This window comes from Brevibacterium sp. 2SA (assembly GCF_005502845.1).
In the GTDB taxonomy this organism is placed as follows: Bacteria; Actinomycetota; Actinomycetes; order Actinomycetales; family Brevibacteriaceae; genus Brevibacterium.
On sequence record NZ_SCMW01000001.1, the window covers coordinates 163,173 to 189,410 of the forward strand.

Consider the following 26,238-nt stretch of genomic DNA (forward strand, 5'->3'; position numbering starts at 1 on the left):
CGTCCTCTCAAACTCTACCGCGCACCGGCCCGACCCTCCCCGTCCGGACACCGGTTGATACAGCCACTACGCTGGCAGTGTCCCCACTGTGCTGCCCGAACCTCGTCACCGGCACGTCCACGCTCGCCTCAAGGAGAACTCCCCATTCCCCGCAGCCTCCAACACCCGCCCCTGTCTCGTCGATCACCCGCGCGCCATGCGCGGACATTCCGGATCCTCGGCATCAGCCTGACCGTCCTCGTCCTCGTCTGGCGGATCGTCTTCACGACCCTCTTCCTCGAGCCATTCGGAAACGATGCCGGCGCCGAGGCGGTCGGGAGCTGGCTGCTCGCCTTCCTCCTCGGCGCGGGCCCCTTCCTCGTCGTCCTCGTCGTCCTCGCGATCGCCCGACCTGCCGGCCTCATCTGGTGGGCGGCGGTGGTCTTCACAGTGGTCGCCGGAGCCTACGGCCTCATCCTCGATGTCGAGATGCTCACACTCGACGACCCCCTCGCGGGGCTCGGACTGGTCGTCCTCGCGGCGGTCCTGTGGGCCGCACTCGTCGTGGTGGGGCTGGTCGTCGGGGGCGTCGCGGTGCTTCTCCACCGCCGCCGTGAGCGCGCGCAGGGTCCCGCTGACCGCGCATCCGGTCCCGATGACAGGGCGACTCGCCCGACCCCAACTGGAAATTCATTCGACACAGAGTAGAATCGTGTCTCGTGAGTGAACTTCGTCAGAACCCGGGCACGCAGAGTGAACGACCTCTGCAGAGGACCATCGACGAAGCTCGACACTCGCAGAAACCCCGGTCGATCATCGGCGCCTACATCGCCCTGACGAAGCCGCGGGTCATCGAACTCCTCCTCGTCACCACCGCCCCGGTGATGTTCCTCGCCGCCAACGGCATGCCGAATCTCTGGCTCGTCCTCAACACCCTCATCGGCGGGGCCGCCGCAGCCGCCTCGGCGTCGGTGTTCAACTGCTACGTCGACCGCGACATCGACGCGAAGATGGATCGGACGAAGCACCGTCCGCTCGTCACCGGCGAGATCTCGCCGCGCGCGGCCCTGATCTTCGCCTTCGTCCTCGGCATCGGATCGATCTTCTGGCTCGGCGGTTTCACGAACTGGGTGACGGCAGGACTGACCGCCTCGGCGATCCTCCTCTACGCGGTCTTCTACACGCTCGTCCTCAAGCGCCGGACGACGCAGAACATCGTGTGGGGCGGCGCGGCCGGCTGCATGCCGGTGCTCATCGGCTGGTCGGCGGTGACCGGCGGACTGTCGTGGGAGCCGGTCATCCTCTTCCTCGTCATCTTCTTCTGGACGCCGCCGCACTACTGGCCGCTCGCAATCAAGTACAAGGCCGACTACGACGCCGCCGGTGTGCCGATGCTGCCGTCGAAGGTCCCGCCGACCTCGGTGGGCCGCCAGATCATCCTCTACGCCTGGGCGATGGTGCTCACCTCGCTCGTGCTCATCCCCGTCGCCCCGATGGGCCCGGTCTACACGGCCGTTGCAGTGCTCGCCGGTGCCTGGTTCCTCTGGTCCTGCTACCAGCTCGTGTCCCGCGCGAAGAAGGGTCTCAGCGGCACCTCGCTGCGGGCGATGAAGGTCTTCCACGGCTCGATCACGTACCTGTCGGTGCTCTTCCTCGCCGTCGCCGTCGACCCGTTCGTCACCCCGCTGCTGCCGAGCCTCTGGTGACCGGCGGCTAGCTTCTGCCGCCCCGCACCTGAGGTTCCACGCACCACCCGTGCCCACGGTGTGCTCATCCCTGAGTGAACGAACTGCGCAGCTGCGAGTGGCGCAGGCGCGCCGAGGTTGTCAGTGAGTCTCCGGGTGGTGCAGGCACGCCGAGGCTGTTCCTGAGCCGGCAGGTCAGCCGGCGGCGACGAGGTCGGCGATGACGATCCTCTTCATCCCCATGAGTGCGCGCACCTGAGCGTCGCCGGTCATCAGCTCGTCGAGGTTCTTCGGCACGATCTGCCAGCTGATCCCGTACCGGTCCTTGAGCCAGCCGCACTGCTCGGACTCGGGCACCGCGGACAGCGCCTGCCAGTAGTGGTCGATCTCCGCCTGGTCGGCGCATTCGACAGTCAGCGAGATCGCCTCATTGAAGGTGAACGCGGGTCCGCCGTCGAGGCAGATGAAGCGGTTGCCGTCGAGCTCGAAGACGCCGGTGATGACCTTCCCGCTCATCCCGACGAAGTGCTCGTCGAGACTCTCATCGGGATACCGCTCGATCGAGACGATGCGCGAGTTCGGGAAGACGGAGCAGTAGAACTCCATCGCCTCCTCGGCGCGGTCAGTGAACCACAGACACGGAACGATCGGCGTTGACATGGGTTCTCCTCGGGTACGCGCTGTCGAGCACAGCGACACTGGCTGCGATCGTAGCCGAGAGACCGATCATATGGAATGCCACGAGCACCCAGGGCACACCGGTGAAGTACTGGACGTACCCGATGAGTCCCTGTGCGAGCTCGACGATGAGGAGGACGACGAGGGGGCGCACCATCGGGGCCCAGCGCTTGCGCGCGACGACGAGCGCGGCGATCGTCGAGATGACGAGCAGCCACACGGGGAACGCGTGGAAGCGGGTGATCCAGATGTTGTCGAGGCCGTTGCGCGTCGAGATCGTCGATCCCGAGTGGGGGCCGGCGCCGGTGGTGAGCACACCGAAGAACACGACGATCGCTGTGAGCACGAGAATCGCCCACCCGAGGGCCGGCAGCGGGGACGGCGCCTTCTCTCCGGTGCGCACACCGGTGTCATAGGTACGGCGGACGAAGTACGCGGCGACGCCGACGGCGATGGCCGAGGGGACGAAGTGTCCGGCGACGACCCACGGGTTGAGCTTCGTCCACACGGTGATCCCGCCCATCACCGCCTGGATCGGCACGATCGCCGTGAGCGCGATGTTGAGCCAGAAGAGATCCGGGCGCGCCTTCCGGTGACGCCAGAGGAGGACGAGGATCGCGACGCCGATGAGGGCGAGGACCACGGCGAGCAGGCGGTTGCCGAACTCGATGAGACCGTGGAAGCCCATCGCCTGCGTGGGCACGAGCGAATCCGGGGTGCACTTCGGCCAGTCCGAGCAGCCCAGTCCGGAGCCGGTGAGGCGGACGATGCCGCCGGTGAAGATGATCCCGGCCTGAGCGATGAGCATCGCCCACGCGGCGAACCGGATTCGGGTCACTTGGTTCTTCATGCGCATTCCTCTGTTCATTCGAAGCGGAACCACCTGCGTGCGGCAAGCGCTCCCACCAGGCTCCAGACGAGGAGCACGATCAAAGCTGTGACGTCCCAGGTGCCGGCGAGGCTCGCGCGCATCGCGTCCCCGAGGGCACCGGAGGGAAGGCAGCCGACGATGGTTCCCCATTCGCCGGTGGCGGGAAGGACGAGTCCGCCGGCACCGGCCATGAGGACCCAGACGAGATTGGCAGCGCCCAGGGTCGCCTCGGCGCGCAGCGTGCCGGCCATGAGCAGCCCGAGCGCGAGCAGGGCCGCAGTACCGAGGATCGTGGTGATGATGAGCGCGAGGACGTCGAGTCCGCCGCGGTAGCCGAGGACGGCGGCTATGCCGAACGCGAGCGCGTACTGGATGACGACGACGCCGATGACCGCCCCGAGCTTGCCGAGGATGAGGCCTGTCGTGCCCAGCGGCGTCGTCGCGAGCTGGGCGAGCACCCCGTAGCGCCGGTCGAAGGCGGTGGCGATCGCCTGCCCGGTGAACGCCGTCGAGGCCAGGCAGAGACCGAGGGTGCCGGGCAACGCGATGCTCAGCCGGTCGCCGCCGGCCGGGATCGCCCCGAGCGCGTCGAGCAGGGGAGTCGTCGTGAGGAAGACGAGGAGTCCGAGCGGGAGGATGAGCGCGAGCAGGAGCTGTTCGCCGTTGCGGAGCACGGCTGCGGTCTCGAACTTCGCCTGGGCGAACACCCGCCGGGCGCGCATGCCCGGTGCCGTGGACGGCTGGGAGGCACCCGCGCCGCTGACTGTCGTCTCGGTCATCGCAGCGGCCTTCCCGTGAGTTCGAAGAAGACATCGGCCAGCGACTGCGACTGCATGCTGATGTCCCCGATCGTCAGCCCCGCCTCGGCGATGACCGTGCACAGGGCGGCGATGCGCGCGCTGTCGAGGTTCCCTGCGGCGACGATGAGCGTGCCCTGCACCGAGGCGGGGGCGACGGCGGTCAGGGCAGTGGTCAGCTCCCGTCCGGCGTCCGTCGACGGGTCGGGAGCGTCGGGCACGGTGATGACGAGCCGACGTCCCGCCGCCGAGGCGCCGCGCAGCTCCGCGGGGGCACCGCGGGCGATGATCCTGCCGCGGTCGACGACGACGATGTCCTCGGCGAGCTTCTCCGCCTCGGCGAGGTCATGCGTGGTGAGGACGACGCTGACCCCGGAGGCGGCGAGGTCGCCGATGACCTCGTGTACGACCTCACGGGCCTGCGGGTCGAGCCCGGCGCTCGGCTCGTCGAGGAAGACGATGCGGGGACGGCCGATGAGGGCGGCGGCGAGCGCCACGCGCTGGCGCTGTCCGCCGGAGAGCCGGCGGATCGACCGGTTGGCGAACTCGCGGATGCCGAGCGGTTCGACGAGCTCGTCGAGCGGGCGCGGATCGGGATAGAGGGCGGCGAGGTGGCGGAGGACGGCGAGCGGCTTCGCGCTCATCGGCAGGCCGCCGTCCTGGAGCATGACACCGGCGAGCTGTGCGGTCTCCTCGTGGCGGCGGTACGGGTCGCGACCGAAGATCTCCACGGTTCCGGCGTCGGGCCGCTTCGAGCCGACGGCGAGTGCGATCGTCGTCGACTTGCCCGCCCCGTTGGGGCCGAGAACGCCGAGGACGGTGCCGACGCGGGCGTCGAGGTCGATGCCGTCGACGACGTGGTGCGCCCCGTAGGAATAGCGCAGCCCACGGATGAGGAGTGCCGATTGTGCCACCCGACCATTCTACGACCGGTCGAAACGTCCCGTCGAAACCGGGCCTTCAGTTAGGCTCACCTAGTTTTACGAAACAATTTACGCAACAATAGTGTTGTGTTAGTCAAGGGAGGTGGACTATGACTGCGAACGACGCGGACGACAGCAGGACCCGGCAGAAGGTGTTCCGCTCCGTGCTCGACGACGGTCCCATCACCGCCTCGGCGCTGGCAAAGGGCCTTGAGCTCACCCCGGCAGCGATCCGTCGTCACCTCGACGCGCTCGAAGGCCAGGGACTCATCGAGGTCCGCGGTCTCGCCGGGAAGCAGGCAGGGCGGGGCAGACCGGCCAGGCACTACGTCGTCACCTCGCGCGGCCACGACGAACTCAGCCGCTCCTACGACGAGTTCGCCGTCAACATCCTCCGGTTCTTCCAGGACCGGATGGGGGAGGACGCGGTCGTCGACTTCTCCGACGACTTCGTCGCCAAGCTGCGCGACCGCCTCGGCGGAGAGCTCGAGAAGCGGGGCGGGACGTCGGTGGCGTCGCGCTCGAGAGCCCTGGCCTCAGCGCTCACCCGTGAGGGCTACGCCGCCTCGGCGACACCGGTTGCGGCGGGCACGTCGCTCGAGGCGATGCAGCTGTGCCAAGGACACTGTCCGATCCAATCCGTGGCCGCCGAGTTCCCCGAGATCTGCGAAGCAGAGCTCGCGATGTTCTCGGAATACCTCGGCGTCGATGTGAGAAGACTCTCGTCGCTCGCCCACGGTGACCACGTCTGCACGACCCACATTCCGACCTCGGAACTCACCAGGCCCCTCATCCACTCAATCGATCGACCTCAAGGAGGTTCACGATGACTGACACAAGCAATCCGATCATCGAGGCGAACCCCGAGCTCAAAGACCTCGGGCAGTACGCATACGGCTGGCACGACGAGAACGATGCCGGAGCCGCAGCGGCTCGCGGTCTCAACGAAGACGTCGTGCGCAACATCTCGAAGCTCAAGGACGAACCGGACTGGATGCTCCAGCGTCGCCTCAAGGCGCTCAAGCTCTTCGAGAAGAAGCCGATGCCGAACTGGGGTGCTGACCTCTCGGGGATCGACTTCGCCGACATCAAGTACTTCGTCCGCTCCACCGAGGGCCAGGCCCAGTCGTGGGAGGACCTGCCCGAGGACATCAAGAACACCTACGACCGCCTCGGCATCCCGGAGGCGGAGAAGCAGCGCCTCGTCGCCGGCGTCGCCGCGCAGTACGAGTCCGAGGTCGTCTACCACAAGATCAACGAGGAGCTCGAGAGCCAGGGCGTCATCTTCCTCGACACCGACACCGGTCTCAAGGAGCACCCGGAGATCTTCGAGGAGTACTTCGGCTCGGTCATCCCCTCGGGTGACAACAAGTTCTCGGCGCTGAATACGGCCGTGTGGTCGGGCGGATCGTTCATCTACGTCCCCAAGGGCGTCCACGTCGAGATCCCGCTGCAGGCCTACTTCCGCATCAACACGGAGAACATGGGCCAGTTCGAGCGCACGCTCATCATCGCCGACGAGGGCTCGTACGTCCACTACGTCGAGGGCTGCACGGCCCCGATCTACAAGACGGACTCGCTCCACTCCGCCGTCGTCGAGATCATCGCTAAGAAGGACGCCCGCGTCCGCTACACGACGATCCAGAACTGGTCGAACAACGTCTACAACCTCGTGACGAAGCGTGCGATCGCCGAAGAGGGCGCGACGATGGAATGGGTCGACGGCAACATCGGCTCGAAGGTGACGATGAAGTACCCGGCGATCTGGCTGACGGGCGAACACGCTCGCGGTGAGACGCTCTCGGTCGCCTTCGCCGGCGAGGGCCAGCACCAGGACACCGGTGCGAAGATGGTCCACGCCGCCCCGCACACGCAGTCCTCGATCGTCTCGAAGTCCGTCGCCCGCGGCGGCGGTCGCGCCGGCTACCGCGGACTCGTCCACGTCTACCCGGGTGCCGAGGGCTCGTCGAACAACGTGCTCTGCGATGCCCTGCTCGTCGACAACATCTCCCGGTCGGACACGTACCCCTACATCGACATCCGCGAGGACGACGTCACGCTCGGCCACGAGGCGACCGTGTCGAAGGTGAGTGAGGACCAGCTCTTCTACCTCATGTCGCGCGGCCTCGAGGAGACCGAGGCGATGGCGATGATCGTGCGCGGCTTCGTCGAGCCGATCGCCCGCGAGCTGCCGATGGAGTACGCCCTCGAGCTCAACCGCCTCATCGAACTGCAGATGGAAGGCGCCGTGGGCTGAGCCCGCGACCGACTGCACGCTTAAGGAGATTTTGTGACTGACACCACCAACCCGCTCGGCGTCTCCGAGCATTCGCACGGCGCGGGCGTCCACGTGCCCGACGCCAAGCGCGACGCGCGCACCCGCAGCTTCGACGTCGCCGACTTCCCCGTGCCCACCGGCCGGGAGGAGGAGTGGCGCTTCTCGCCCGTGCGCAAGCTCAGCGACTTCTTCGCCGATGCGCCCGGCGAGGCGCGCCTGAACGTCACCGGCGAGCTGCCTGCCGGCGTCACCGTCGAGGAGATCAGCCTCGACGCCGCCCAGGAGCTCGGCATCCTCGAACCCGAGGACCGGGCGGCCGCTGTGGCCGCGAATCGCACGAGCTCCGTCACCCACTACACGGTGTCCGCTGACACGGAGCTCACCGAGGCGGTCGTCATCCACGCCGACGGCACCGGCACCGACCTCGTCCACGGCCATGTCGTCGTGTCCGTGGGAGCGAACGCGAAGGCGACGATCGTCGTCGAGCACGAGGGACTGACCCGCTACTCCGAGCTCGTCTCCCTCGTCGTCGGCGACGGCGCGGACCTCACCTTCGTCTCCCTGCAGCTGTGGGACGACGGTGCGCAGCACCTCGGCCAGCACGACGCGATCGTCGGCAAGGACGCGAAGCTCAAGCACATCGTCGTCACCCTCGGCGGTGATATCGTCCGGCTCAACGCCAACGTCCGCTACTCCGCCAACGGCGGCGAGGCCGAACTCCTCGGCCTCTACTTCGCCGATGCCGGCCAGCACCTCGAGCACCGCACGTACATCGACCACAACACCGCGAAGGCGACGTCGAACGTCATGTACAAGGGCGCCCTGCAGGGCAAGGACGCGCGCAGCGTGTGGATCGGCGACGTCCTCATCCGCCCCGAGGCGCTCGGCATCGACACGTACGAGCTCAACCGCAACCTCATCCTCACCGATGGGGCGCGCGCCGACTCCGTGCCGAACCTCGAGATCGAGACCGGTGACATCGAAGGAGCCGGACACGCCTCGTCGACCGGTCGCTTCGATGAGGAGCACCTCTTCTACCTGATGTCGCGCGGCATCCCCGAGGACGTCGCCCGCCAGCTCGTCGTCCGGGGCTTCTTCAACGAGGTCATCCAGAAGATCCAGGTGCCGGAGATCGAAGAGGTCCTCTCGGCCCGCATCGAGGACGAACTGTCCCGGAGCGTTCTGTGACGATGATCGACGTGGCCGCCTCCGAGGATGTGGCACTCGACAGCGCGCTGCGGATCGACGTGGAGAACCGCGAGATCTGCCTGGCCCGCGACTCCTTCGGAGTCGTCCACGCGATCGACGATCTGTGCACCCACGGCGAGGTGTCCCTGGCCGAGGGCGACGTGGAGGGGTGCGCCATCGAATGCTGGCTGCACGGCTCCCAGTTCGACCTCAACACCGGCCAGCCGCTGAGCCCCCCGGCCTTCGAACCCGTCGCGGTCTACCCGTGCCAGGAGATCGCCGGCCGCATCCTGCTCGACCCGAACACGACTGTGAACTGAAAAGGATAATCATGTCCACACTGAAAATCTCCGACCTGCACGTCAGCGTCAACACCGAGGCCGGCCAGAAGCCGATCCTCAACGGCATCAACCTCGAGATCGACTCGAACCAGACGCACGCGATCATGGGCCCCAACGGCTCGGGCAAGTCGACGCTGGCCTACTCGCTCGCCGGTCACCCGAAGTACGAAGTCACCGGAGGATCCGTCACCCTCGACGGTGAGGACGTCCTCGACATGACCGTCGACGAGCGCGCCAAGGCCGGTCTCTTCCTCGCCATGCAGTACCCCGTCGAGGTGCCCGGCGTGACCGTGACGAACTTCCTCCGCTCGGCCAAGACCGCGATCGACGGCGAGGCTCCCAAGCTGCGCAACTGGACGAAGGACCTCAAGTCGGCGATGGAGCAGTTGCGCGTCGACCCCGAGTTCGCGACCCGCAACGTCAACGAGGGCTTCTCCGGCGGTGAGAAGAAGCGCCACGAGATCCTCCAGATGGAGATGCTCAAGCCGAAGTTCGCCGTCCTCGACGAGACCGACTCCGGCCTCGACGTCGACGCCCTGCGCATCGTCTCCGAAGGCGTCAACCGGGTCCGTGAGACGACCGACGTCGGCGTCCTCCTCATCACCCATTACACGCGGATCCTCCGCTACATCAAGCCCGACTTCGTCCACGTCATCGTCAAGGGCAAGGTCGCCGAGGAGGGCGGACCGGAACTCGCCGAGCGCCTCGAGAACGAGGGCTACGACCGCTTCCTCTCGTCCGCGGTCTGATGTTCTCTCGGCTCCGGGGTGACTTCCCGATCCTCCATGCGAGGGTCGGGGAGTCGCCGCTGACCTATCTCGACTCGGGAGCGACGTCGCAGAAGCCCGAATGCGTCATCGACACGTTCACCGAGTACTTCACGCAGCGCAACGCCGCCGTCCACCGGGGTGCGCACACGCTCGCCGTCATGGCCACCGACACGTTCGAGGCCGGCCGGGAAGCCGTGGCGAACCTCGTCGGCGGTGCGCCGAACCAGGTCGTGTGGACGAAGAACGCCACCGAGGCGCTCAACATCGTCGCCCTCGGCATCGACCGGGCCAGCCACGGGTTCGGGGGAGAGGCCGCGCAGCGGTTCGCCATCGGGGAGGGCGATTCGATCGTCGTCACCGAGATGGAGCACCACGCGAACGTCGTCCCCTGGCAGCAGCTCGCCCAGGCCACCGGGGCGCAGCTGCGGTGGATCCCGGTCACCGATGACGGAGAGCTCGACCTCACCGACCTCGAGACGATCGTCGACGAGACGACGAAGGTGCTCGCGTTCACCCACGTCTCGAACGTCCTGGGCACGATCAACCCGGTCGCCGAACTCGTCGCCAGGGCCCGCGAGGTCGGGGCGTACGTCGTTCTCGACGCGTGCCAGTCGGTGCCGCACATGCCGGTGGACTTCACCGACCTCGACGTCGACTTCGCCGCGTTCTCCGCGCACAAGGCGCTCGGGCCGACCGGCCTCGGCGTGCTCTGGGGGAAGACCGAGCTCCTCGACGCGCTCCCGCCCGTGCTCACCGGCGGGTCGATGATCACGACCGTGACGATGGACTCCGCGGAGTTCATGCCCGCACCGCAGCGCTTCGAGGCCGGCACTCAGCCGGTGGCCGAGGTCGCGGCGTTCGCGACGGCCGTCGGCTACCTCACCGAGGTGGGCCTCGACCGGGTCTTCGACCATGAGGTCGAGCTCGGCCGCCGGCTCCTCGAGGGGATCGCGCAGATCCCCGGCATCCGGGTCCTCGGCAATGCCGAGAACCGGATCGGCACCGTGGCCTTCGACGTCGACGGCGTCCACGCCCACGATGTCGGCCAGTACCTCGACTCCCAGGGTGTGGCCGTGCGCGTGGGTCACCACTGCGCGCAGCCGCTCCACCGCCGGTTCGGGGTGACCGCCTCGACTCGGGCGAGCACGTACCTCTACAACAACGGCGACGATGTCGAGCGCTTCCTCACCGCGCTGGCCGAGGTGCGCCCGTTCTTCGGTCTCGAGGACCCGCCGGCCGCGGAGAAGGCGCAGGCGTCATGACCACCCAGATGCAGCAGCTCTACCAGCAGGTCATCCTCGACCATTCGCGGTCGCGGATCGGCAATGCCGCGCTGCTCGGCGATTCGGCGCCCGGACCGCACGGGCACTCCCACCAGGTCAACCCGACCTGCGGGGACGAGATCGAGCTCGAGACCGAACTCGCCGCCGACGGCACCGTGACCGTGCGATGGACCGGTGACGGGTGTTCGATCTCGATGGCCTCGGCGTCCGTGCTCACCGAGCTCGCCGCCTCGGCGACGGTGTCCGAGATGCTCGAGATCGAAGGGGCCTTCCACGAGCTCATGCACTCCCGGGGCACCGTCGAGGCCGACGAGGAAATACTCGGCGACGCCGCGGCGTTCACCGGAGTGTCGAAGTTCCCGGCACGGATCAAGTGCGCCCTGCTCGCCTGGATGGCGTTCAAGGACGCGCTCAGCCAAGCCCAGGCGGGAGCTCCGGAACAGACTCCCACCGCACCGACCGAAGACGAGGAGAAGTGATGCCCGAAGTCATTGATGCACCGCAGAACGCGAGCGTCGACGAAGTGCGCGAAGCGATGATGGACGTCGTCGACCCCGAGCTCGGCGTCAACATCGTCGACCTCGGACTCATCTACGGCCTCGCCGTGGAGGACGACGGCACCGCCGTCATCGAGATGACCCTGACGTCGGCGGCCTGCCCGCTCACCGACGTCATCGAGGACCAGACCGCGCAGTGCCTCGACGGCATCGTGCCGGCGTACCGCATCAACTGGGTGTGGATGCCGCCATGGGGTCCGGAGAAGATCACCGAGGACGGCCGCGAGCAGATGCGCGCCCTCGGGTTCAATATCTGAGCACTCGCGAAAAGGCCCTCCTGCCAGCAAATCTGCCGGTGGGAGGGCCTTTCCTGTCCCAGGATGCTGCCCTCGCAGGACAACTGTTCGTCCTCCGGGGCACGTCGCAACAGTCTCGGCGCTTTGGGACTCTTGTTCGCGGCGGGGAGTGATTCTCTGTCAATTGTGCGTAGTTTTGTGCGTAGTGGTGCCATTGCAGGAAGTGGATTCGGTTAGCTGGGGTCGTGGCAGATGATGACGTCACCCCGGCCAGCGGGCTCACCCAGGTTCACTCGGTTGACGTCTCTCCAAAATGGGGCTTACGGAGTATAACAGCAGTGATATACTCGTGGCATGTGGAGGGTAGTCGACCACCCCGATGCCGCAGTCGAATACAGACGACTTGACGCTCGGGAGGCCGTGGCCGTAGACAACGCGATCGCGAAGCTGGCGTTGCTCGGGCCATCGCTTCCATATCCGCACAGCAGTGCGGTGCGAAGTGCCGAGAAGCTCAGAGAACTGCGTCCTCGAGGCGGACGGAGCATCACACGTGCCCTGTACAGACAGTTCGGCGAGGTTTTCGTCGTCGGGGCCTACGGGCCGGAAGCTCAGCATGACCGCAAGGGCTTCGCCAAAGCGTGCCGAGACGCCGAACTGCGACTGAATCAAATCGAGGAATGAGGGTGATGATCATGAAGCTCTCGGAGCTGCAGAGCCACGATGCGATGATCCGCGAACGCCAGGAGGACGATCCCGAATACGCCGCCGAAGCGGAACGTCTCGCCTTGGCCGGCGCGGTGAGTCTCGCTGTCGTCCGCTACCGGGCCCAGCACAACCTGACGCAGACGGCGTTCGGAAGAATGCTCAACTGGAAGCAGCCGCAAGTGGCGAGACTGGAGCGCGGTGACGCTGTGCCTTCTCTGGACAGTCTTCAGCGATTGGCTCGAGTCGGGGTCATCGAAGTGCACATCGACCAGCAGGCCACGTACGTCCGCGCACTTGCCGCTTCATGAACTCCGCACCTTCCTCGCCGAGGTGGCCGATGCGCCGCCTCGGCGAGGTTGCGTAGAGGAACGTACGTCGGATGTGCGGGTTCATAGAACAACCGCCCGGGCATCGGAATATCGCAACGGCGTGTCCGTGGGATAACGAAAATCTAGATTAAAAGACACCCGGCTTGTTGAGCGCAGACACCAGTGCTCGACTCGATATACGGGCAGGGCTTCGTCCTCTTGCGCCTGCGGTTGCCTCCATGAATTCCGGCCATGGTCAACGAAGGCGCAAGCAACAATATGCGAGTGCTCGACTTCAACGTCCGATGTCCGCGAAAGGGCTTTCGGAGCAACTCAGACGGTTTGGCAGGAGCTTCCCTGGCATGATGAGTGCATGGCGCACTTGCTTCGAATCGACCAGGCCACAGCTACCCCTGCAGTGGAGACAACCATGTCCGAAGAATGCCTTGAGGAAACGCGGCACCTGGAGCAGTGGATCGTCCACCACCCTGAGGTGATCGACGAAGGACTGAAGATTGTCGCATCTCAGTACAACCGTTGGGTCTCCGTTGAGGGAGGTTCGGCGAAGGAAGCTCTCGATGTCCTGGCATTGTCGTCCAGCGGTCAGACTGTGGTGATCGAACTCAAACGGGGGAGCGACCGCAAAGTACATCTCCAGGCGATTACATACGAGGCACTTGTTGCGGGCTTCGACAGGCATATGCTCGCAGATGCGCATGCTCATTGGCTCACCAAGAATGGCGCAGCGACAACCGCCGAGGAGGCCCTCGAACAACTGACGGAGCATCTGGAATCCGGATGGGACGACGAGATCCTCAAGCTCCCGCGACTCGTCCTTGTCGCCGAATCTTTTCCGGACCAGGTGCTCACCACCGTGCAGTGGCTTGCGGACACCGTTGCCCACGGCCTCGAGATCGAGTGTCACGAATACAGCCTCTTCCGAGATAACGGTGCGCTCTACTCAAGCTTTCAGAAGATCTTCCCAGTGGAGAACCTCGAAGGGCGAACTCTGCGACCCGCTCCAGCGGTGGATACTGGTCAGGTGCGCGAACGGATCGCCACTCGGGAGCGGAGGGCCAGGTCTGTGAAAGTCATTGCAGAGCGTCGCGGTATCCCTGACCACGCCCGGATCGAACTAAATCTCGACACGCTGGTGAAATCCGAGATCGTCGCCCAGATCGATGATTGGCTCGCCGCTGAGTCCAGCCGCCGTTCGGTCACCTGGGTGAACGACAAGGTAAGGCCTCTACTTTGGGCCGCGGCAGAGGATCCCTCCGCTCGGTGGACGCCTACAGCGCTGCGCGACGAGATATTCGCCCAGGCAGGTGTGAGTTCGCACAACTTCTCAGCCGCCGACGGTTGGCAATACCAGGGACAAAGCCTCTACTGGTTCGCGCAGTCCCTTCTCAATAGGGAATCCGATGAAGCAGAGACGAGCTGACGAAAATGCTCAAGGCTGTCGAGCGGAGCGAGCTGTGACAACACCGTAAAGGGTGGTGATATATGCGCGCCCCGGCTCTGAAGTACGTATCGAACTGCTCTGCTGGTCTCTGCAGCCGAGCGGTCAAAGACTTCGTCCATAAACTGCACGCCACTGACCGCGATTTCGCTGCATCATGAACTTTGACTCGCTGTCACAAGTGCCCAGGCATCGCGACGTTCGTGAAACAATGGTGCGGGCCCATTGACGACCGGGCCCGACGTCCAGAGGAGAACCATTGACGATCATCGCTGCCGCAGACGGGTCTGCGCTCGGCAACCCCGGACCCGCCGGGTGGGCCTGGTACATCGACGACGACTGCTGGCACGCCGGGGGCTGGAAGAACGCGACGAACAACCGCGGCGAGCTCATGGCCGTCCTCGACCTCCTCGAATCGACCGCCGACGTCGACGAGGACCTCAAGATCTTCTGCGACTCCCAATACGTCATCAACGCCCTGACGAAATGGATGCCGGGCTGGAAGCGCAAGGGCTGGAAGAAGGCCGACGGCAAGGAGGTCCTCAACCGCGACCTCCTCGAATCCCTCGACGAGGCGCTGACCGGGCGCGACGTCGAGTTCGAATGGGTCAAGGGCCACAACAACCACGCGATGAACGAAGCCGCCGACGAACGCGCCCGGGCCGTCGCCACCGCCTACCAGAAGGGCACAGCGGTGCCCGAAGGACCCGGATACGTCCCCGTGGGGACGTCGGTGAGCGTCGACGCCGGCGGGGAATCCCCGGCGCACGCCGAGGCCGGCACGGAAGCACCGGCGCACGTTGCGGTCGAGCCAGAGGCACCGGCGCACGCCGAGGCCCCCGCGCCGGGCGGCGACACCACTGTCGTCTCCACGCGCGTGGCCCGCACCGTCGCCGACGAACTCGTTTCCCGGGCCCGCGCCCAGGGAGTCCACCCACAGGAATACCTGGCCGACCTCATTGGCCGCAGTTTGGAGAGAGAATGATCCAGGCCTCCGGCCTCGAAGTCGCCGTCGGCGCCCGCACCCTGATGTCCGACGTGTCCTTCCGCGTCGACAAGGGCGACCGCGTCGGGCTCGTCGGACGCAACGGCGCCGGGAAGACGACGCTGACGAAGGTGATCATGGGCGGCCACCCCGCCACCTCGGGCACCGTCTCGATCTCCGGGTCCGTGGGCTATCTGCCGCAGGACCCGCGCAGCGGCGACCTCGAGGCGACGGCGAAGGAGCGCATCCTCGGCGCCCGTGACCTCGACGTGCTCGTCAAGCGCCTGCGCAAGGCCGAACGTCAGATGGCCTCACCCGATGAGAACGTCGCGGCGAAGGCCATCGACCGCTACCCGCGCATCGAAGCCGAATTCGTCGCCGCCGGCGGATACGCCGCGGAGTCCGAGGCGTACGCGATCGCCGCGAACCTCGGCCTCGACGAGGACCTCGTCAACCAGGAGATCGGCACACTCTCCGGCGGTCAGCGCCGTCGCGTCGAACTCGCCCGGATCCTCTTCTCGGCCCCGGACACGATGATCCTCGACGAGCCGACGAACCACCTCGACGCCGAATCCGTGCTCTGGCTGCGCGACTACCTCAAGGCGTACTCCGGCGGGCTCATCGTCATCAGCCACGATCTCGACCTCATCGACGAAGTCGTCAACAAGGTCTTCTTCCTCGACGCCACCCGGCAGACCATCGACATCTACTCGATGGGCTACCGCCTCTACCTCAAGCAGCGCGAGGACGACGAACGCCGGCGCCGGCGCGAACGGGCGAACGCGGAGAAGAAGGCCGCGGCGCTGACGGCCCAGGCGAACAAGATGATGGCGAAGGCGACGAAGACCGTCGCCGCCCAGCAGATGGTCAAGCGCGCCGAACGGATGCTCGCCGGCCTCGATGAGGAACGCAGCGCCGACAAGGTCGCGAACCTCCGCTTCCCCGCCCCCGCCGACGTCGGCCGGGTGCCGCTGACCGCCGAGGGGCTGTCCCGCAGCTTCGGGTCGACGGAGGTCTTCACCGGTGTCGACCTCGCGATCGACAAGGGCTCACGCGTCGTCATCCTCGGCTACAACGGCGCCGGGAAGACGACTCTGCTGCGCCTGCTCGCCGGACTCGACGAACCCGACTCCGGCGAGGTCATCGCCGGTCACGGGCTCAAGCTCGGCTACTACGCGCAGGAGCATGAGACGCTCGACCTCGACCGCAGCGTGCTCGAGAACATGCAGCGCAACTCCCCGCACCTCGACGACACCGCGGTGCGCAACGTCCTCGGCTCGTTCCTCTTCTCCGGCGACGACGTCCACAAACCCGCCGGAGTCCTCTCCGGCGGTGAGAAGACGCGACTGGCCCTGGCGACCCTCGTCGTCTCGAGCGCCAACGTCCTCCTCCTCGACGAGCCGACGAACAACCTCGACCCGGCCTCGCGGGAGGAGATCCTCTCAGCGATCCGCCGCTACGAGGGAGCGATCATCCTCGTCACTCACGATGAGGGCGCGGTGTCCGCACTCGATCCCGACCGGGTGCTGCTCCTGCCCGACGGCGATGAGGACCTGTGGAACGACACCTACCTCGACCTCGTCACCCTCGCCTGAGCCGCTGAGCCCCTGAGCGAGCTGCAGAGCCGCAGGGGGCTCACCTCGACCGGAAGCGCTCCTCGAGGAGCTCGTCCTCCTCGGCTTCGTCCCGTCCGCGCACGGTGGGACTGACGAAGCGATTGCGGCCGTACCGGCTGCCCGGCTGGCTGACCTTGGCCCCGGCGTCGAGGGCCGCCTTGTCGACGACGACGTACTCGGTGTCGGTCGTCGCGGTGGCCACCGCCTCGGCGTTCGCCTTGCGTTCCCTCCGCGCCGAGATCGACACGGCGATGATGATCATGATCCCGAACGCGAACCACTGGAGCATGTAGGACAGGTGGTTGCCGGGGTTGAGGTCGGGCGCCGGCAGGGGAGTGAGGCCCTCGGCCTGGGTTGCCCCCGTCGCCGCCTCCTCGGCGTAGACATTGGCGTACGCCTCGCCCATGCCGGGGATCCGGGCCGGGTCGATCGCCTTGATCATGCCGTCGGGATTGTCATCGTCGGAGCCGTCCTGGGCGATCTTCAGCCGCGCGGTGATCGTCTGCTCACCGGCCGGGGCCTCGGGCACCGCGGTCGATTCGGGCACCCATCCGCGCACGATCGCGATCGTCTCTCCGCTGGTCAGGGTGAACGGGACGACGACGTAGAAGCCGACCTTGTCGTTGACGGTGCGGTTGCGGGCGAGCACCGTGTCCTCGGTCTCGAAGCGCCCGGTCAGCGACACCGGCGTCCATTCCGCGGATTCCGGCAGCGTCGCCGAGGTCGACGGGAGCACCGCGGAGATGTCGACGGGAGCCGCCGAGTAGTTGGCATTGATCGTGTCGATCTCCGCCTGGCGTTCGGCGCGGCGGTCCTTCTGCCACAGCGCGAGGAACACGCACGCGATGACGACGATGATCGTCATCGCGATGTACTTGAGCCACCGGGCACTGAAGAGGAATGAGTAACGGGCCATCAGCCGGCGTCCTCCGGGATCTCGTCGACGGAAACATCGGTGCGATAGAAGCTGCGCAGGGTGAGGAACTCCCGCAGCTGGTCGAGGTGCTCGTCACAGGCGAGCCACACCTTGCGCCTGACAGGCGTGTGCAGGCGGGGGTTGTTCCACAGGATTGCCCGTGTCGCATCGGCTCGGCACCCCTTGGCCGAGCACCGCAGTGCCTCGGTCACCGGCGGCCACCCGCGCTCTCATCGTCGTCCTCGACGATCTCGCCGCTGCTCGAGGCGGTGAAGTGGTGTTCGCTCTCGGTCATCCGCGGGGATCGCTGTGCAGACGGACCCGCCGAGGCGGTGCCCGGGTCGGTCCCGTCGGTTCCCGCATCGCCTGTCCCGGGATCGACGGTCTCGCCGGGGATCGTCTCGCCTCGCGGCGCGCGCCCGGTCCCGGAGTCCTCCGCGGTCGCCTCACCGGGCTCTCCGCCGAGGGTGTCGCCGCTGATCGTCTCGCCGCGGCCGGGCGGCAGCTGGTCGAGGGGAGCGGAGTCGATGAGCGCCGAGCGGTCGTCGCGGGAGCGCTCCCGTCCGGCGTTGGCGAAGATGACAGCCGGATAGGGCAGGAGCACGGCGCCGGCGACGCAGATCCACATGAGGACGTGCTGCGAGGCGACGAACGCGAAATAGGCCGCCACGAAGCAGAGTGTGCGGATCCCCATGGTGATCGAATACTTGATGATCCTCGACTTCATATCGTCGTCGAGCGCAGTGTCTGCTGTGGTGATCTGCTGCGGGTGCTTGGCCATAACCTTCTTCACTCGGGTCTACCTACAAAATCATACGCTTCGTTTGTGGGAGCATGTCGAGGCCGCACCAAACACGGTAGGTTGGTCTCCGTACTGTCGTTCCAACAGAAGAGAGTCCCGTGTCAGAACCACGTGTAGTCCTCGTCACCGGAGGCAACCGCGGAATCGGCCGCACCATCGCCGAGGAGTTCCTCGCCAACGGCGACAAGGTGGCCGTGACCTCCCGCAACGGAGATGCCCCCGACGGCGCCCTGGCCGTCGCCGCCGATGTCACCGACTCCGCGTCCCTCGACGCCGCGTTCAGCGAGGTCGAGGAGAAGCTCGGACCCGTCGAGGTGGTCGTCGCCAACGCCGGCATCACCCGCGACAACCTGCTCATGCGCATGGGCGACGACGACTTCGCAGCGGTCATCGACACGAACCTCACCGGTGCCTACCGCACTGTGAAGCGCGCGATCACCAACATGATCCGCGCGAAGAAGGGCCGCATCGTCCTCATCTCCTCGGTCTCCGGCCTCTACGGCGTGCCCGGCCAGGCGAACTACTCGGCGTCGAAGGCCGGTCTCGTCGGCTTCGCCCGCTCGATCACCCGCGAGCTCGGTTCCCGCGGCATCACCGCCAACGTCGTCGCCCCGGGCTTCATCCGCACCGACATGACCGATGAGCTCGACGAGAAGCAGCAGAAGGACTACCTCGCGACCATCCCCGCCAAGCGCTTCGCCGAGGCCGACGAGGTCGCCCGCGTCGTCCGCTGGGTCGCCTCCGACGACGCCTCCTACATCTCCGGAGCCGTCATCCCCGTCGACGGCGGCCTCGGCATGGGACACTGACAACCACCCCCTGACCCCAGACACTGAGCAGCCTGACGCTGCACCAGCATCAGAGAACAGACTGAGAAAGGACCACCATGGGAATTCTTGACGGAAAGCGCATCCTCGTCACCGGAGTGCTCACCGAGGCGTCGATCGCCTTCGCCGCCGCCCGCATCGCCCAGGAGCAGGGAGCCGAGGTCATCCTCTCGAGCTTCGGCCGCCAGATGAAGATCACCCAGGTCATCGCCGAGCGCCTGCCCGTGACCCCGCGCGTCATCGAACTCGACGCCACGAGCGAAGAGGACCTCGCCGCTCTGCCCGAGCGCCTCGAGGGCAACATCGACGGCATCGTCCACGCGATCGCCTTCGCCCCCAAGGACGCCCTCGGCGGCGTCTTCCTCGACACCCCGTGGGAGTCGGTGCAGGCCGCCATCCAGGTCTCGGCGTACTCGCTCAAGGCGATCACCGTCGCCGCCCTCCCGGTGCTCAACCCGGGCGCGGGCATCGTCGGCCTGACCTTCGACGCGACGATCTCCTGGCCGGTCTACGACTGGATGGGCGTGGCCAAGGCCGCCTTCGAGTCGACCGCCCGCTACCTCGCGAAGTACGTCGGCGACAAGGGCATCCGCGTCAACCTCGTCTCCGCGGGACCGCTGAAGACGACGGCGGCGACCTCGATCCCCGGCTTCGGGACGCTCGAGGACATGTGGGGCGAGCGCGCCCCGCTCGGCTGGGACCAGAAGGACACGACGCCGGCCGGCAAGGCCATCGTCGCCCTCGTCTCCGACTGGTTCCCCGCGACGACCGGCGAGATGGTCCACGTCGACGGCGGATTCCACTCGACCGGCGCCTGAGACCATGCCCGTCCTCATCCTCGCCCGGCACGCGAAGGCCGAACCGAACGGTCCGACCGACTTCGAGCGCTCGCTGAGCGCGACCGGACTGGCCCAAGCCGTCGAGGCCGGGGCCGAGATCGCCGAGCGATGGTCACCCGAGGTGGCCATCGCCTCGGCGGCCCGGCGCACCACGCAGACCGGGCAGGCCGTCGTCGAGGCCGTCAACCGGGTGTCCGGCGGCGACCTCGAGCTCGTCCTCGACGAGTCCCTCTACGGCGGGGGAGTCGAGGACTGGATGGACGTGATCCGGTCGATCCCGGCGGCTGCGACGTGCGCGTACATCGTCGGCCACCAGCCCACCGTCGCCGAGGTGGTCGGTCACCTCTCCGCCGACGCCGGAGTCCCGGAGTCGTTCCGTCCCTCGTCGCTCGCGGTCTTCGACCTGCCGTCGTGGGACGTCGAACCCGGAGCCTACCCGGCCCCCGAGGTCACGTCGTTCCGAGGAATCTGACCACCTCGGCGAGATCGCGGGTGTCGATCACGACGTCCGCCGCCGCTCTCAGCGCCGGCTTCGCACAGAATGCGACCCCGAGCCCGGCCGCGCCGATCATGCCGATGTCATTGGCACCGTCACCGATCGCCACGGTCCGCTCGGGGTCGCAGTCGTATCGGGTGACGAGTTCGGTGAAGATCCGCTCCTTGGCCCCCGGGTCGATGACGGGACCCTGCGTGCGTCCCGTGAGCCGGCCCTCACTGACCTCGAGACCGTTCGCGTGGACCTCGGTGATGCCGAGGGTCTCAGCGATCGGGCCGATGACGGCGGTGAAGCCGCCGGAGACGAGGGCGACGACTCCGCCGGCGGCCTGCACGGCGGCGACGAGTTCGGCGGCTCCGCGGGTGAGCGTCACCCGCTCCCGGACCGCGTCGAGGACGGAGACGGGCAGACCGGCGAGCAGGGACACGCGCTCGGCCAGGGACGCCGCGAAGTCGAGCTGACCGGCCATCGCCCGTTCGGTGATGTCGGCGACCTGGGCGCCGACTCCGGCATGGTCGGCGATGAGGTCGATGACCTCTTCGTTGAGGAACGTCGAATCGACGTCCATGACGAGCAGCTGGACGGGGGCGGCGAGCGCGGGAGAGTCAGTCACCCTCTCATCGTAGCCACCGCGGTGACGTAGTCCGCGGCGGCAGGGTGGAGGCGGGAGAGCAGCTCGCCGAAGACCGGCGGGTCGAGTGTGGCCGGGGCGAGGACGGTGCGCATCCGCGCGTGGATGTCGAGGGCGGCGAAGATCGCCCGCGAATCGACGTCGAGCGGCAGGAGCGTCGTCAGCGGGTGCGTCGACGTCAGCTCTTCCTGCCAGTCCCGCCACGGCGCGGTCCGCCACTGCTCGGGCACGTCGATCGACTCGACGATCGACAGACCCTCCATGACGAGCAGCCGCAGCCGGCGCAGTGCCTCGGCGGGCGTCTCGACGGTGACGGGGCGATAGACGGACTCCCGGCACGCGATGACCTCGACGTTCGCCTCGGCGCCGAGCAGCATGATCCCCACCTGATCGGCGCCCCGGTGGAGGACGATGGGGGCGGGGTGACGACCGACGCGCGCACGGTCCTCCTTCGCGACCGGCGGGGTGGTGTGCGGCAGGGAGGGATGGTGGAGGGCGAGACGGGCATGGGTGATCCCAGCCGCCTGCGCGGCCGCGGCGAAGAGGAGGAGACCGGTCGGGCCAGGCGTCTCCAGGACGGCATCGGAGACGATGAGAGGAACATCACGTTCGGCGTCGAGGAAGGCAGTGCTGACCTCGTCGGGGGCCCGGGTCCCCGACAGGCGGTGATTGAGTGCGAGCGTGAGCAGCAGCGAGTCGAGCAGTGAGTCCATGTCGGACCAGAATAGACCCACCGCTGAGATAGAGTTGGGTGATATGAGTGATGTGCTGACTGTGGATTCCGTGTCCGTGCGCCGCGGGGAGAGCTTCCTCCTCCGAGACTTCTCCCTCACCGTCTCCGAAGGCCAGCATTGGGTCGTCCTCGGCCCCAACGGCGCCGGCAAGACGACGCTGCTCGAACTCGCAGCAGGACGCATGCATCCCACGTCGGGCAAGGTCGGCATCCTCGGGGAGCGCCTCGGACGGGTCGACGTCTTCGAGCTGCGTCCGCGCATCGGCTACGCCTCGACCGCCCTGGCCGGGCGCATCCCGAACTCCGAAGCCGCCCTCGACACGGTGCTCACCGCCGCCTACGGCGTCACCGGTCGCTGGGTCGAGCAGTACGACGAGACCGACATCGACCGTGCCAAGGATCTGCTCGAGGCCTTCAACATCACCCACCTCGCCGAGCGCACCTTCGGCACCCTCTCGGAAGGTGAGCGCAAGCGCGTCCAGATCGCCCGTGCGCTCATGACCGACCCCGAACTCCTCCTCCTCGACGAACCCGCCTCCGGCCTCGACCTCGGCGGTCGCGAGGAGCTGCTGAGCGCGCTCACGGAGATCCTCTCCTCGAAGTGGGCTCCGGCGACGATCATGGTCACCCACCACGTCGAGGAGATCCCCGTGGGCATCACCCACGCGCTCCTCCTCGGCGGTGGGAAGGCGGTCGCGGCGGGTCCGCTCGATGAGACGCTCACGGCGGAGAACCTCTCGGAGACCTTCGGCCTCGACGTCAAGCTCACCCGCGACGGCGATCGCTTCCACGCGCGCTCCCAGTCGTGAACCGCGGCTGACAGCGTGGAGATCTGGCAGATCGCACTCATCATCCTCGCCGGCATCGGCGCCGGGGGGATCAATGCCGTCGTCGGATCCGGGACGCTCATCACGTTCCCCGTCCTCGTCGCCTTCGGGGTGCCCCCGGTCGTGGCGACGATGAGCAATGCCGTGGGCCTCGTCCCCGGCAACATCGCCTCGTCGTTCGGGTACCGGGAGGAGCTCAAGGGGCAGTGGAAGCGGTTCGCCGGGTTCGTTCCCGCCTCCCTGGCCGGGTCCCTCCTCGGTGCCTATCTGCTCCTCCACCTGCCCGAGGACGCGTTCGAGACGATCGTGCCGATCCTCCTCGTCCTCGCCGTCGTCATGGTCGTCGGCCAGCCCTACCTCTCCCGGTACCTCAAGGAGCGGGCGCTGCGGCGGGAGGCCACCGAGGCGGTCGTTGCCCCCTCTGCGCTCGACGGCTCGGGTGCGGGGCTTGGACCGGCGAAGTACACGGTCGCGCTCATCATCATCTTCCTCACCGCGATCTACGGCGGATACTTCGCCGCGGCGCAGGGGATCATCCTCGTCGCCCTGCTCGGGCTCGTCCTCACCGACGACCTGCAGCGGCTCAACGGGCTGAAGAACGTCCTCGTCCTCGTCGTCAACACCGTCTCGGCGACGACGTACATCATCGTCGGTCACGACCGGATCAACTGGACGGCAGTCGTCTGCGTAGCCGGGGGCTCGCTCATCGGCGGCTACATCGGTGCCCGGGTGGGACGGAAGTTCTCCCCGGGTCTGCTGCGGGCGGTCATCGTCGTCCTCGGCATCGTGGCGATCGTGCGGATCCTCACGCTGTGAGCGGCGCTCAGATGGGGGACAGGCAGTGAACACTCCGGCGAAGGCTCCGCTGACCCGGGAGCAGATCATCGCACGGGCGGCGGAACTCGGGATCGCTGCCGACCGCCTGCACTTCTTCGACGCTGCCGAGGTCGGCGGGGCAGACGCGGGTGCGGCCGGGGGCGCTGGTGCTGCGGCCGGGGCGGCGCTGGCCGATTACGCGGCCGGGGCGGCGCTGGCCGATTACACGGACCTCACCGACGTCGCCCTGCGCAGTGTCCGCGAACCGGCCGAGGGCCTCTTCATCGCCGAATCCTCGAAGATCATCCGCCGTGCCCATGCCGCGGGCATGGCACCGCGGTCATATCTGACGAGCCCGAAGTGGCTCTTCGATCTCGCCGATCTCATCGCCGGCAATGACGCCCCGATCCACATCGGCACCGACGACGCCGTCGAGGTGCTCACCGGTTTCCACCTCCACCGCGGGGCACTCGCGGCGATGGAGCGCCCGGTCCTGCCCCCGCTCACCGATCTGCTCGCCGAGGCCCGCCGGGTCGTCGTCATCGAGGACGTCGTCGACCATACGAATGTCGGCGCGATCTTCCGTTCGGCCGCGGCCTTCGGCGTCGACGCCGTGCTCGTCACGCCGCGGTGCGCCGACCCCCTCTACCGCCGGTCGATCCGGGTGTCGATGGGCACGGTCTTCCAGGTCCGGTGGACGCGCATCGACCCGTGGCCGGGTGGGGCTGCGACCCTGCGGGAGCTCGGGTTCCACGTCGCCGCCCTCGCCCTCGACGAGGACTCGGTCTCGATCCAGGAGTTCGCGGCCACCGCCCCGGAGCGCACCGCCGTCGTCTTCGGCACCGAGGGCGACGGACTGGCGAGGGCGACGATCGCCGCCGCCGATTCGACGGTGATGATCCCGATGAGCGGGGGAGTCGACTCCCTCAACGTCGCCGCCGCCTCGGCGGTCACGTGCTTCGCCCTGCAGGGTCGGTGAGTCAGCGGGCGTGCGACAATGACGCTATGACGTCCGTCACACCGACCGTCGACGACCTCGAGGCGATGCGGGGCAGGCTCACCGCTTTCTGCTACCGGATGCTCGGCAGTGCCGCCGACACCGACGATGCGGTGCAGGAGACGATCATCCGCGCCCACGGTGCTCTCGACCGCTTCGACCCCGCCCGGGGCCGGCTCTCGACGTGGATGCACCGGATCGCCGCGAACATCTGCATCGACCTCGCCCGCAGCGCCGCGCGCCGTGAACTCGCTGTCGATCTCGGTCCCGCCCGCACGCGCGCCGACTCCGCTGACCTCGGCGAGCCGCTGCCCGCCGCTCGCTTCGTCGAGCCGATGCCCGACGCCGCAGTGATCTGCGCCGACGATCCGGCCGACATCGTCGCCCAACGGCAGTCGGTGCGGCTCGCCTTCGTCGCCGCCCTCCAGTGTCTGGCGCCGCGCCAGCGCGCGACCCTCCTGCTGCGGGAGGTGCTCAGCTTCGACGCCGCTGAGACCGCCGACATCCTCGACACGAGCGTGTCCGCCGTCAACAGCGCCCTGCAGCGGGCCCGAGCGCGGCTGTCCGCGGCGTCGCCCGAACCCCTCGCCCAGCAGTCCCTCGCCGATCCCGACCAGCAGCGACTGCTTGACGACTACGTCGCCGCCTTTGAAGCCCACGACGTCGCCGGGCTCAAACGTGTGCTCCGGGAGGACCTGCGGATGTCGATGCCGCCGTTCTCGTGGCGGCTTGAGAGTCGTGAGGAGTACCTGGCTGTCTTCGCCGCCGCCGATGCCTGCGTCGGCGATCGTCTCCTGCGCGTGCCGATCAACGGCACGGCCGGGTTCGGGCAGTACCGCCGCGAGGGCGGTGTCCTCCACCCGTTCGCGCTCGTCGTCGCCGAGATCAGTGATGGGGCGATCGCCGAGATCGTCACGTTCCTCGGCACAGGTGACCGGTTCACGGAGTTCGGGCTGCCGCTGCGCCTCGAGCCGGACTCTGTGGGGTCGGAACGCCGCTGACCAGGACCGATCGAATCTGGGGAGGAAATTTTCCCCGAACCGATGAATCGCGTGCCCTTCATCCGTATCAGGAGTATGACTGAGAACATGAATGAGAAGCTCATCCGCAGCGAGACCATTGCCGAACGCACCCGGCTAACCGATCTGCTCGCCGGCCTCACCGAGGAGCAGTGGGCGACGCCCTCGCTCTGCGAGGGGTGGCGGGTGAGAGAGGTCGCCGCTCACCTCTCGATGCCCTTCCGGCTGAGTGTGCCCCAGTTCCTCTTCGGCGTGGTGAGCAACGGCTTCCGGTTCGATCGGTTCGCCGATCGGAGGGCGAGAGCCGACACGGAGCAGCTCTCGGATGCGCAGCTGCTCGCTGTCCTGCGGAACAACATCGACACCGACTGGCGGCCACCGGGAGGCGGCGTCGCCGGCGCGCTCAGCCACGATGTCATCCACGGCCTCGACATCACCGAACCACTCGGACTGCCGGCGGCGCCTCCCGAGCGGATCCGTCTCGTCCTCGACAACGCGGGGGAGCGGAACCTCTCCCATTTCGGCGTCGACCTCACCGGTTCGCGGCTCATCGCCGACGACGTCGACCTCACCCTCGGGGAGGGACCGCGCGAGATCCGCATGAGCGCCAAGGAGATGCTGCTGACGGTGACGAAGCGTGCCGGTGGCGCGGTGGTGTAGCGGGATTGCCCCGCGC

At 67.4% G+C, this 26,238-nt stretch carries 31 protein-coding genes and 1 pseudogene; 22 read left to right on the top strand and 10 right to left on the bottom strand.

Features of this window, described 5'->3' with window-relative positions; all coding sequences use genetic code 11:
• Positions 1 to 183: 183 nt before the first annotated feature.
• A complete protein-coding gene (locus FFS20_RS00700) occupies positions 184 to 585 on the bottom strand; it encodes a hypothetical protein (protein WP_137824013.1) in 402 nt (133 codons plus the stop codon).
• A 113-nt stretch (positions 586 to 698) separates the two neighbouring features.
• On the opposite strand from FFS20_RS00700, the gene FFS20_RS00705 reads away from it, so the two are divergent.
• Positions 699 to 1,685 carry a heme o synthase gene (locus FFS20_RS00705; protein WP_137824014.1) on the top strand — a complete coding sequence of 329 codons (987 nt, stop codon included), beginning with the start codon at positions 699 to 701 and terminating at the stop codon, positions 1,683 to 1,685.
• A gap of 174 nt (positions 1,686 to 1,859) precedes the next feature.
• Here the strand turns inward: FFS20_RS00705 and FFS20_RS00710 are convergent, their stop codons facing one another.
• The 4 genes from FFS20_RS00710 to FFS20_RS00725 are packed head-to-tail and all read right to left on the bottom strand — an operon-like array spanning position 1,860 to position 4,924.
• Positions 1,860 to 2,324 carry a VOC family protein gene (locus FFS20_RS00710; protein WP_137824015.1) on the bottom strand — a complete coding sequence of 155 codons (465 nt, stop codon included), beginning with the start codon at positions 2,322 to 2,324 and terminating at the stop codon, positions 1,860 to 1,862.
• A complete protein-coding gene (locus FFS20_RS00715; RefSeq protein WP_171006931.1) occupies positions 2,287 to 3,192 on the bottom strand; it encodes a COX15/CtaA family protein in 906 nt (301 codons plus the stop codon). The genes FFS20_RS00710 and FFS20_RS00715 overlap by 38 nt, the downstream gene beginning before the upstream one ends.
• Positions 3,193 to 3,206: 14 nt before the next feature.
• On the bottom strand, positions 3,207 to 3,992 hold the full coding sequence (locus tag FFS20_RS00720) for an ABC transporter permease (protein ID WP_249356336.1): 786 nt from the start codon (positions 3,990 to 3,992) through the stop codon (positions 3,207 to 3,209).
• A complete protein-coding gene (locus FFS20_RS00725; RefSeq protein WP_137824016.1) occupies positions 3,989 to 4,924 on the bottom strand; it encodes an ABC transporter ATP-binding protein in 936 nt (311 codons plus the stop codon). The genes FFS20_RS00720 and FFS20_RS00725 overlap by 4 nt, the downstream gene beginning before the upstream one ends.
• Positions 4,925 to 5,043: 119 nt before the next feature.
• Here FFS20_RS00725 and FFS20_RS00730 point away from each other — a divergent pair, with 119 nt between their 5' ends.
• The 13 genes and pseudogenes from FFS20_RS00730 (at position 5,044) to FFS20_RS00790 (ending at position 16,638) form a co-directional block, all read left to right on the top strand.
• A complete protein-coding gene (locus FFS20_RS00730; RefSeq protein ID WP_137824017.1) occupies positions 5,044 to 5,763 on the top strand; it encodes a helix-turn-helix domain-containing protein in 720 nt (239 codons plus the stop codon).
• The gene (sufB, locus tag FFS20_RS00735; RefSeq protein ID WP_137824018.1) at positions 5,760 to 7,190 is read left to right on the top strand and encodes a Fe-S cluster assembly protein SufB; all 1,431 of its coding nucleotides are present in this window, start codon (positions 5,760 to 5,762) and stop codon (positions 7,188 to 7,190) included. Before FFS20_RS00730 ends, sufB begins: the two co-directional genes overlap by 4 nt.
• A gap of 33 nt (positions 7,191 to 7,223) precedes the next feature.
• Entirely contained in the window at positions 7,224 to 8,399 is a 1,176-nt protein-coding gene (sufD, locus tag FFS20_RS00740; RefSeq protein WP_137824019.1) for a Fe-S cluster assembly protein SufD, read from the top strand.
• On the top strand, positions 8,396 to 8,719 hold the full coding sequence (locus tag FFS20_RS00745; RefSeq protein ID WP_137824020.1) for a non-heme iron oxygenase ferredoxin subunit: 324 nt from the start codon (positions 8,396 to 8,398) through the stop codon (positions 8,717 to 8,719). Before sufD ends, FFS20_RS00745 begins: the two co-directional genes overlap by 4 nt.
• Positions 8,720 to 8,730: 11 nt before the next feature.
• Positions 8,731 to 9,489, top strand: a complete 759-nt coding sequence (sufC, locus tag FFS20_RS00750; protein WP_137824021.1) for a Fe-S cluster assembly ATPase SufC — start codon at positions 8,731 to 8,733, stop codon at positions 9,487 to 9,489.
• A complete protein-coding gene (locus tag FFS20_RS00755; RefSeq protein ID WP_137824022.1) occupies positions 9,489 to 10,772 on the top strand; it encodes a SufS family cysteine desulfurase in 1,284 nt (427 codons plus the stop codon). The genes sufC and FFS20_RS00755 overlap by 1 nt, the downstream gene beginning before the upstream one ends.
• On the top strand, positions 10,769 to 11,272 hold the full coding sequence (gene sufU / locus FFS20_RS00760) for a Fe-S cluster assembly sulfur transfer protein SufU (protein WP_249356339.1): 504 nt from the start codon (positions 10,769 to 10,771) through the stop codon (positions 11,270 to 11,272). Before FFS20_RS00755 ends, sufU begins: the two co-directional genes overlap by 4 nt.
• Positions 11,272 to 11,607, top strand: coding sequence for a metal-sulfur cluster assembly factor (locus tag FFS20_RS00765; RefSeq protein WP_137824023.1), 336 nt, complete (start codon positions 11,272 to 11,274; stop codon positions 11,605 to 11,607). The genes sufU and FFS20_RS00765 overlap by 1 nt, the downstream gene beginning before the upstream one ends.
• A gap of 333 nt (positions 11,608 to 11,940) precedes the next feature.
• Positions 11,941 to 12,267: a type II toxin-antitoxin system RelE/ParE family toxin gene (locus FFS20_RS00770; protein WP_137824024.1), complete on the top strand. Its 327-nt coding sequence runs from the start codon at positions 11,941 to 11,943 to the stop codon at positions 12,265 to 12,267.
• A gap of 5 nt (positions 12,268 to 12,272) precedes the next feature.
• A complete protein-coding gene (locus FFS20_RS00775) occupies positions 12,273 to 12,599 on the top strand; it encodes a helix-turn-helix transcriptional regulator (RefSeq protein WP_171006932.1) in 327 nt (108 codons plus the stop codon).
• 430 nt (positions 12,600 to 13,029) lie between these two features.
• Positions 13,030 to 14,040, top strand: a complete 1,011-nt coding sequence (locus tag FFS20_RS00780) for a DNA-binding protein (RefSeq protein WP_137824026.1) — start codon at positions 13,030 to 13,032, stop codon at positions 14,038 to 14,040.
• A gap of 277 nt (positions 14,041 to 14,317) precedes the next feature.
• Positions 14,318 to 14,773: pseudogene (locus FFS20_RS18190) on the top strand (ribonuclease H); the annotation flags it as partial.
• Positions 14,774 to 15,039: 266 nt separating this feature from the next.
• Positions 15,040 to 16,638, top strand: coding sequence for an ABC-F family ATP-binding cassette domain-containing protein (locus FFS20_RS00790; RefSeq protein WP_137824028.1), 1,599 nt, complete (start codon positions 15,040 to 15,042; stop codon positions 16,636 to 16,638).
• Positions 16,639 to 16,678: 40 nt separating this feature from the next.
• Here the strand turns inward: FFS20_RS00790 and FFS20_RS00795 are convergent, their stop codons facing one another.
• From FFS20_RS00795 to FFS20_RS00805, 3 genes are read right to left on the bottom strand one after another with little or no spacing between them, the layout of a single operon-like run.
• On the bottom strand, positions 16,679 to 17,575 hold the full coding sequence (locus FFS20_RS00795; protein WP_137824029.1) for an SURF1 family protein: 897 nt from the start codon (positions 17,573 to 17,575) through the stop codon (positions 16,679 to 16,681).
• Positions 17,575 to 17,787, bottom strand: a complete 213-nt coding sequence (locus tag FFS20_RS00800; protein ID WP_137824030.1) for a hypothetical protein — start codon at positions 17,785 to 17,787, stop codon at positions 17,575 to 17,577. The genes FFS20_RS00795 and FFS20_RS00800 overlap by 1 nt, the downstream gene beginning before the upstream one ends.
• A complete protein-coding gene (locus tag FFS20_RS00805) occupies positions 17,784 to 18,356 on the bottom strand; it encodes a DUF3099 domain-containing protein (protein WP_137824031.1) in 573 nt (190 codons plus the stop codon). The genes FFS20_RS00800 and FFS20_RS00805 overlap by 4 nt, the downstream gene beginning before the upstream one ends.
• Positions 18,357 to 18,475: 119 nt before the next feature.
• Here FFS20_RS00805 and FFS20_RS00810 point away from each other — a divergent pair, with 119 nt between their 5' ends.
• The 3 genes from FFS20_RS00810 (at position 18,476) to FFS20_RS00820 (ending at position 20,515) form a co-directional block, all read left to right on the top strand.
• Complete coding sequence (locus FFS20_RS00810) at positions 18,476 to 19,186, top strand: beta-ketoacyl-ACP reductase (protein ID WP_137824032.1); 711 nt, start codon at positions 18,476 to 18,478, stop codon at positions 19,184 to 19,186.
• A gap of 77 nt (positions 19,187 to 19,263) precedes the next feature.
• On the top strand, positions 19,264 to 20,022 hold the full coding sequence (fabI, locus tag FFS20_RS00815) for an enoyl-ACP reductase FabI (protein WP_137824033.1): 759 nt from the start codon (positions 19,264 to 19,266) through the stop codon (positions 20,020 to 20,022).
• Between the two features lie 4 nt (positions 20,023 to 20,026).
• Complete coding sequence (locus tag FFS20_RS00820; protein ID WP_137824034.1) at positions 20,027 to 20,515, top strand: histidine phosphatase family protein; 489 nt, start codon at positions 20,027 to 20,029, stop codon at positions 20,513 to 20,515.
• On the opposite strand, the gene serB is transcribed toward FFS20_RS00820, so the two are convergent.
• Positions 20,493 to 21,152 (bottom strand): phosphoserine phosphatase SerB, encoded by a 660-nt coding sequence (serB, locus tag FFS20_RS00825; protein WP_137824035.1) that lies wholly within the window; start codon positions 21,150 to 21,152, stop codon positions 20,493 to 20,495. The two genes, FFS20_RS00820 and serB, sit on opposite strands and share 23 nt — an antisense overlap.
• Complete coding sequence (locus FFS20_RS00830) at positions 21,149 to 21,883, bottom strand: hypothetical protein (protein ID WP_137824036.1); 735 nt, start codon at positions 21,881 to 21,883, stop codon at positions 21,149 to 21,151. The genes serB and FFS20_RS00830 overlap by 4 nt, the downstream gene beginning before the upstream one ends.
• Before the next feature lie 43 nt (positions 21,884 to 21,926).
• Between FFS20_RS00830 and FFS20_RS00835 the strand changes: the two genes are divergently transcribed.
• From FFS20_RS00835 to FFS20_RS00855, 5 genes are all read left to right on the top strand, one after another.
• Positions 21,927 to 22,712, top strand: coding sequence for an ABC transporter ATP-binding protein (locus tag FFS20_RS00835; RefSeq protein ID WP_137824037.1), 786 nt, complete (start codon positions 21,927 to 21,929; stop codon positions 22,710 to 22,712).
• A 15-nt stretch (positions 22,713 to 22,727) separates the two neighbouring features.
• Positions 22,728 to 23,546 carry a sulfite exporter TauE/SafE family protein gene (locus FFS20_RS00840; protein WP_137824038.1) on the top strand — a complete coding sequence of 273 codons (819 nt, stop codon included), beginning with the start codon at positions 22,728 to 22,730 and terminating at the stop codon, positions 23,544 to 23,546.
• A gap of 25 nt (positions 23,547 to 23,571) precedes the next feature.
• Complete coding sequence (locus FFS20_RS00845) at positions 23,572 to 24,525, top strand: RNA methyltransferase (RefSeq protein WP_137824039.1); 954 nt, start codon at positions 23,572 to 23,574, stop codon at positions 24,523 to 24,525.
• A complete protein-coding gene (locus FFS20_RS00850) occupies positions 24,522 to 25,544 on the top strand; it encodes an RNA polymerase subunit sigma-70 (protein WP_283202117.1) in 1,023 nt (340 codons plus the stop codon). The genes FFS20_RS00845 and FFS20_RS00850 overlap by 4 nt, the downstream gene beginning before the upstream one ends.
• Before the next feature lie 75 nt (positions 25,545 to 25,619).
• Complete coding sequence (locus FFS20_RS00855; RefSeq protein ID WP_137824041.1) at positions 25,620 to 26,222, top strand: maleylpyruvate isomerase family mycothiol-dependent enzyme; 603 nt, start codon at positions 25,620 to 25,622, stop codon at positions 26,220 to 26,222.
• Positions 26,223 to 26,238 lie beyond the last annotated feature (16 nt).

Excerpts from the sequence above, each read along its gene's own strand:
- FFS20_RS00710 (WP_137824015.1), bottom strand. The coding sequence starts at position 2,324 with ATGTCAACGCCGATCGTTCCGTGTCTGTGGTTCACTGACCGCGCCGAG.
- FFS20_RS00715 (WP_171006931.1), bottom strand. The coding sequence starts at position 3,192 with ATGAAGAACCAAGTGACCCGAATCCGGTTCGCCGCGTGGGCGATGCTC.
- FFS20_RS00720 (WP_249356336.1), bottom strand. The coding sequence starts at position 3,992 with ATGACCGAGACGACAGTCAGCGGCGCGGGTGCCTCCCAGCCGTCCACG.
- FFS20_RS00730 (WP_137824017.1), top strand. The coding sequence starts at position 5,044 with ATGACTGCGAACGACGCGGACGACAGCAGGACCCGGCAGAAGGTGTTC.
- sufB (WP_137824018.1), top strand. The coding sequence starts at position 5,760 with ATGACTGACACAAGCAATCCGATCATCGAGGCGAACCCCGAGCTCAAA.
- sufC (WP_137824021.1), top strand. The coding sequence starts at position 8,731 with ATGTCCACACTGAAAATCTCCGACCTGCACGTCAGCGTCAACACCGAG.
- FFS20_RS00755 (WP_137824022.1), top strand. The coding sequence starts at position 9,489 with ATGTTCTCTCGGCTCCGGGGTGACTTCCCGATCCTCCATGCGAGGGTC.
- sufU (WP_249356339.1), top strand. The coding sequence starts at position 10,769 with ATGACCACCCAGATGCAGCAGCTCTACCAGCAGGTCATCCTCGACCAT.
- FFS20_RS00765 (WP_137824023.1), top strand. The coding sequence starts at position 11,272 with ATGCCCGAAGTCATTGATGCACCGCAGAACGCGAGCGTCGACGAAGTG.
- FFS20_RS00770 (WP_137824024.1), top strand. The coding sequence starts at position 11,941 with ATGTGGAGGGTAGTCGACCACCCCGATGCCGCAGTCGAATACAGACGA.
- FFS20_RS00775 (WP_171006932.1), top strand. The coding sequence starts at position 12,273 with ATGATCATGAAGCTCTCGGAGCTGCAGAGCCACGATGCGATGATCCGC.
- FFS20_RS00780 (WP_137824026.1), top strand. The coding sequence starts at position 13,030 with ATGTCCGAAGAATGCCTTGAGGAAACGCGGCACCTGGAGCAGTGGATC.
- FFS20_RS00790 (WP_137824028.1), top strand. The coding sequence starts at position 15,040 with ATGATCCAGGCCTCCGGCCTCGAAGTCGCCGTCGGCGCCCGCACCCTG.
- FFS20_RS00795 (WP_137824029.1), bottom strand. The coding sequence starts at position 17,575 with ATGGCCCGTTACTCATTCCTCTTCAGTGCCCGGTGGCTCAAGTACATC.
- FFS20_RS00805 (WP_137824031.1), bottom strand. The coding sequence starts at position 18,356 with ATGGCCAAGCACCCGCAGCAGATCACCACAGCAGACACTGCGCTCGAC.
- fabI (WP_137824033.1), top strand. The coding sequence starts at position 19,264 with ATGGGAATTCTTGACGGAAAGCGCATCCTCGTCACCGGAGTGCTCACC.
- FFS20_RS00820 (WP_137824034.1), top strand. The coding sequence starts at position 20,027 with ATGCCCGTCCTCATCCTCGCCCGGCACGCGAAGGCCGAACCGAACGGT.
- FFS20_RS00830 (WP_137824036.1), bottom strand. The coding sequence starts at position 21,883 with ATGGACTCACTGCTCGACTCGCTGCTGCTCACGCTCGCACTCAATCAC.
- FFS20_RS00835 (WP_137824037.1), top strand. The coding sequence starts at position 21,927 with ATGAGTGATGTGCTGACTGTGGATTCCGTGTCCGTGCGCCGCGGGGAG.
- FFS20_RS00855 (WP_137824041.1), top strand. The coding sequence starts at position 25,620 with ATGACTGAGAACATGAATGAGAAGCTCATCCGCAGCGAGACCATTGCC.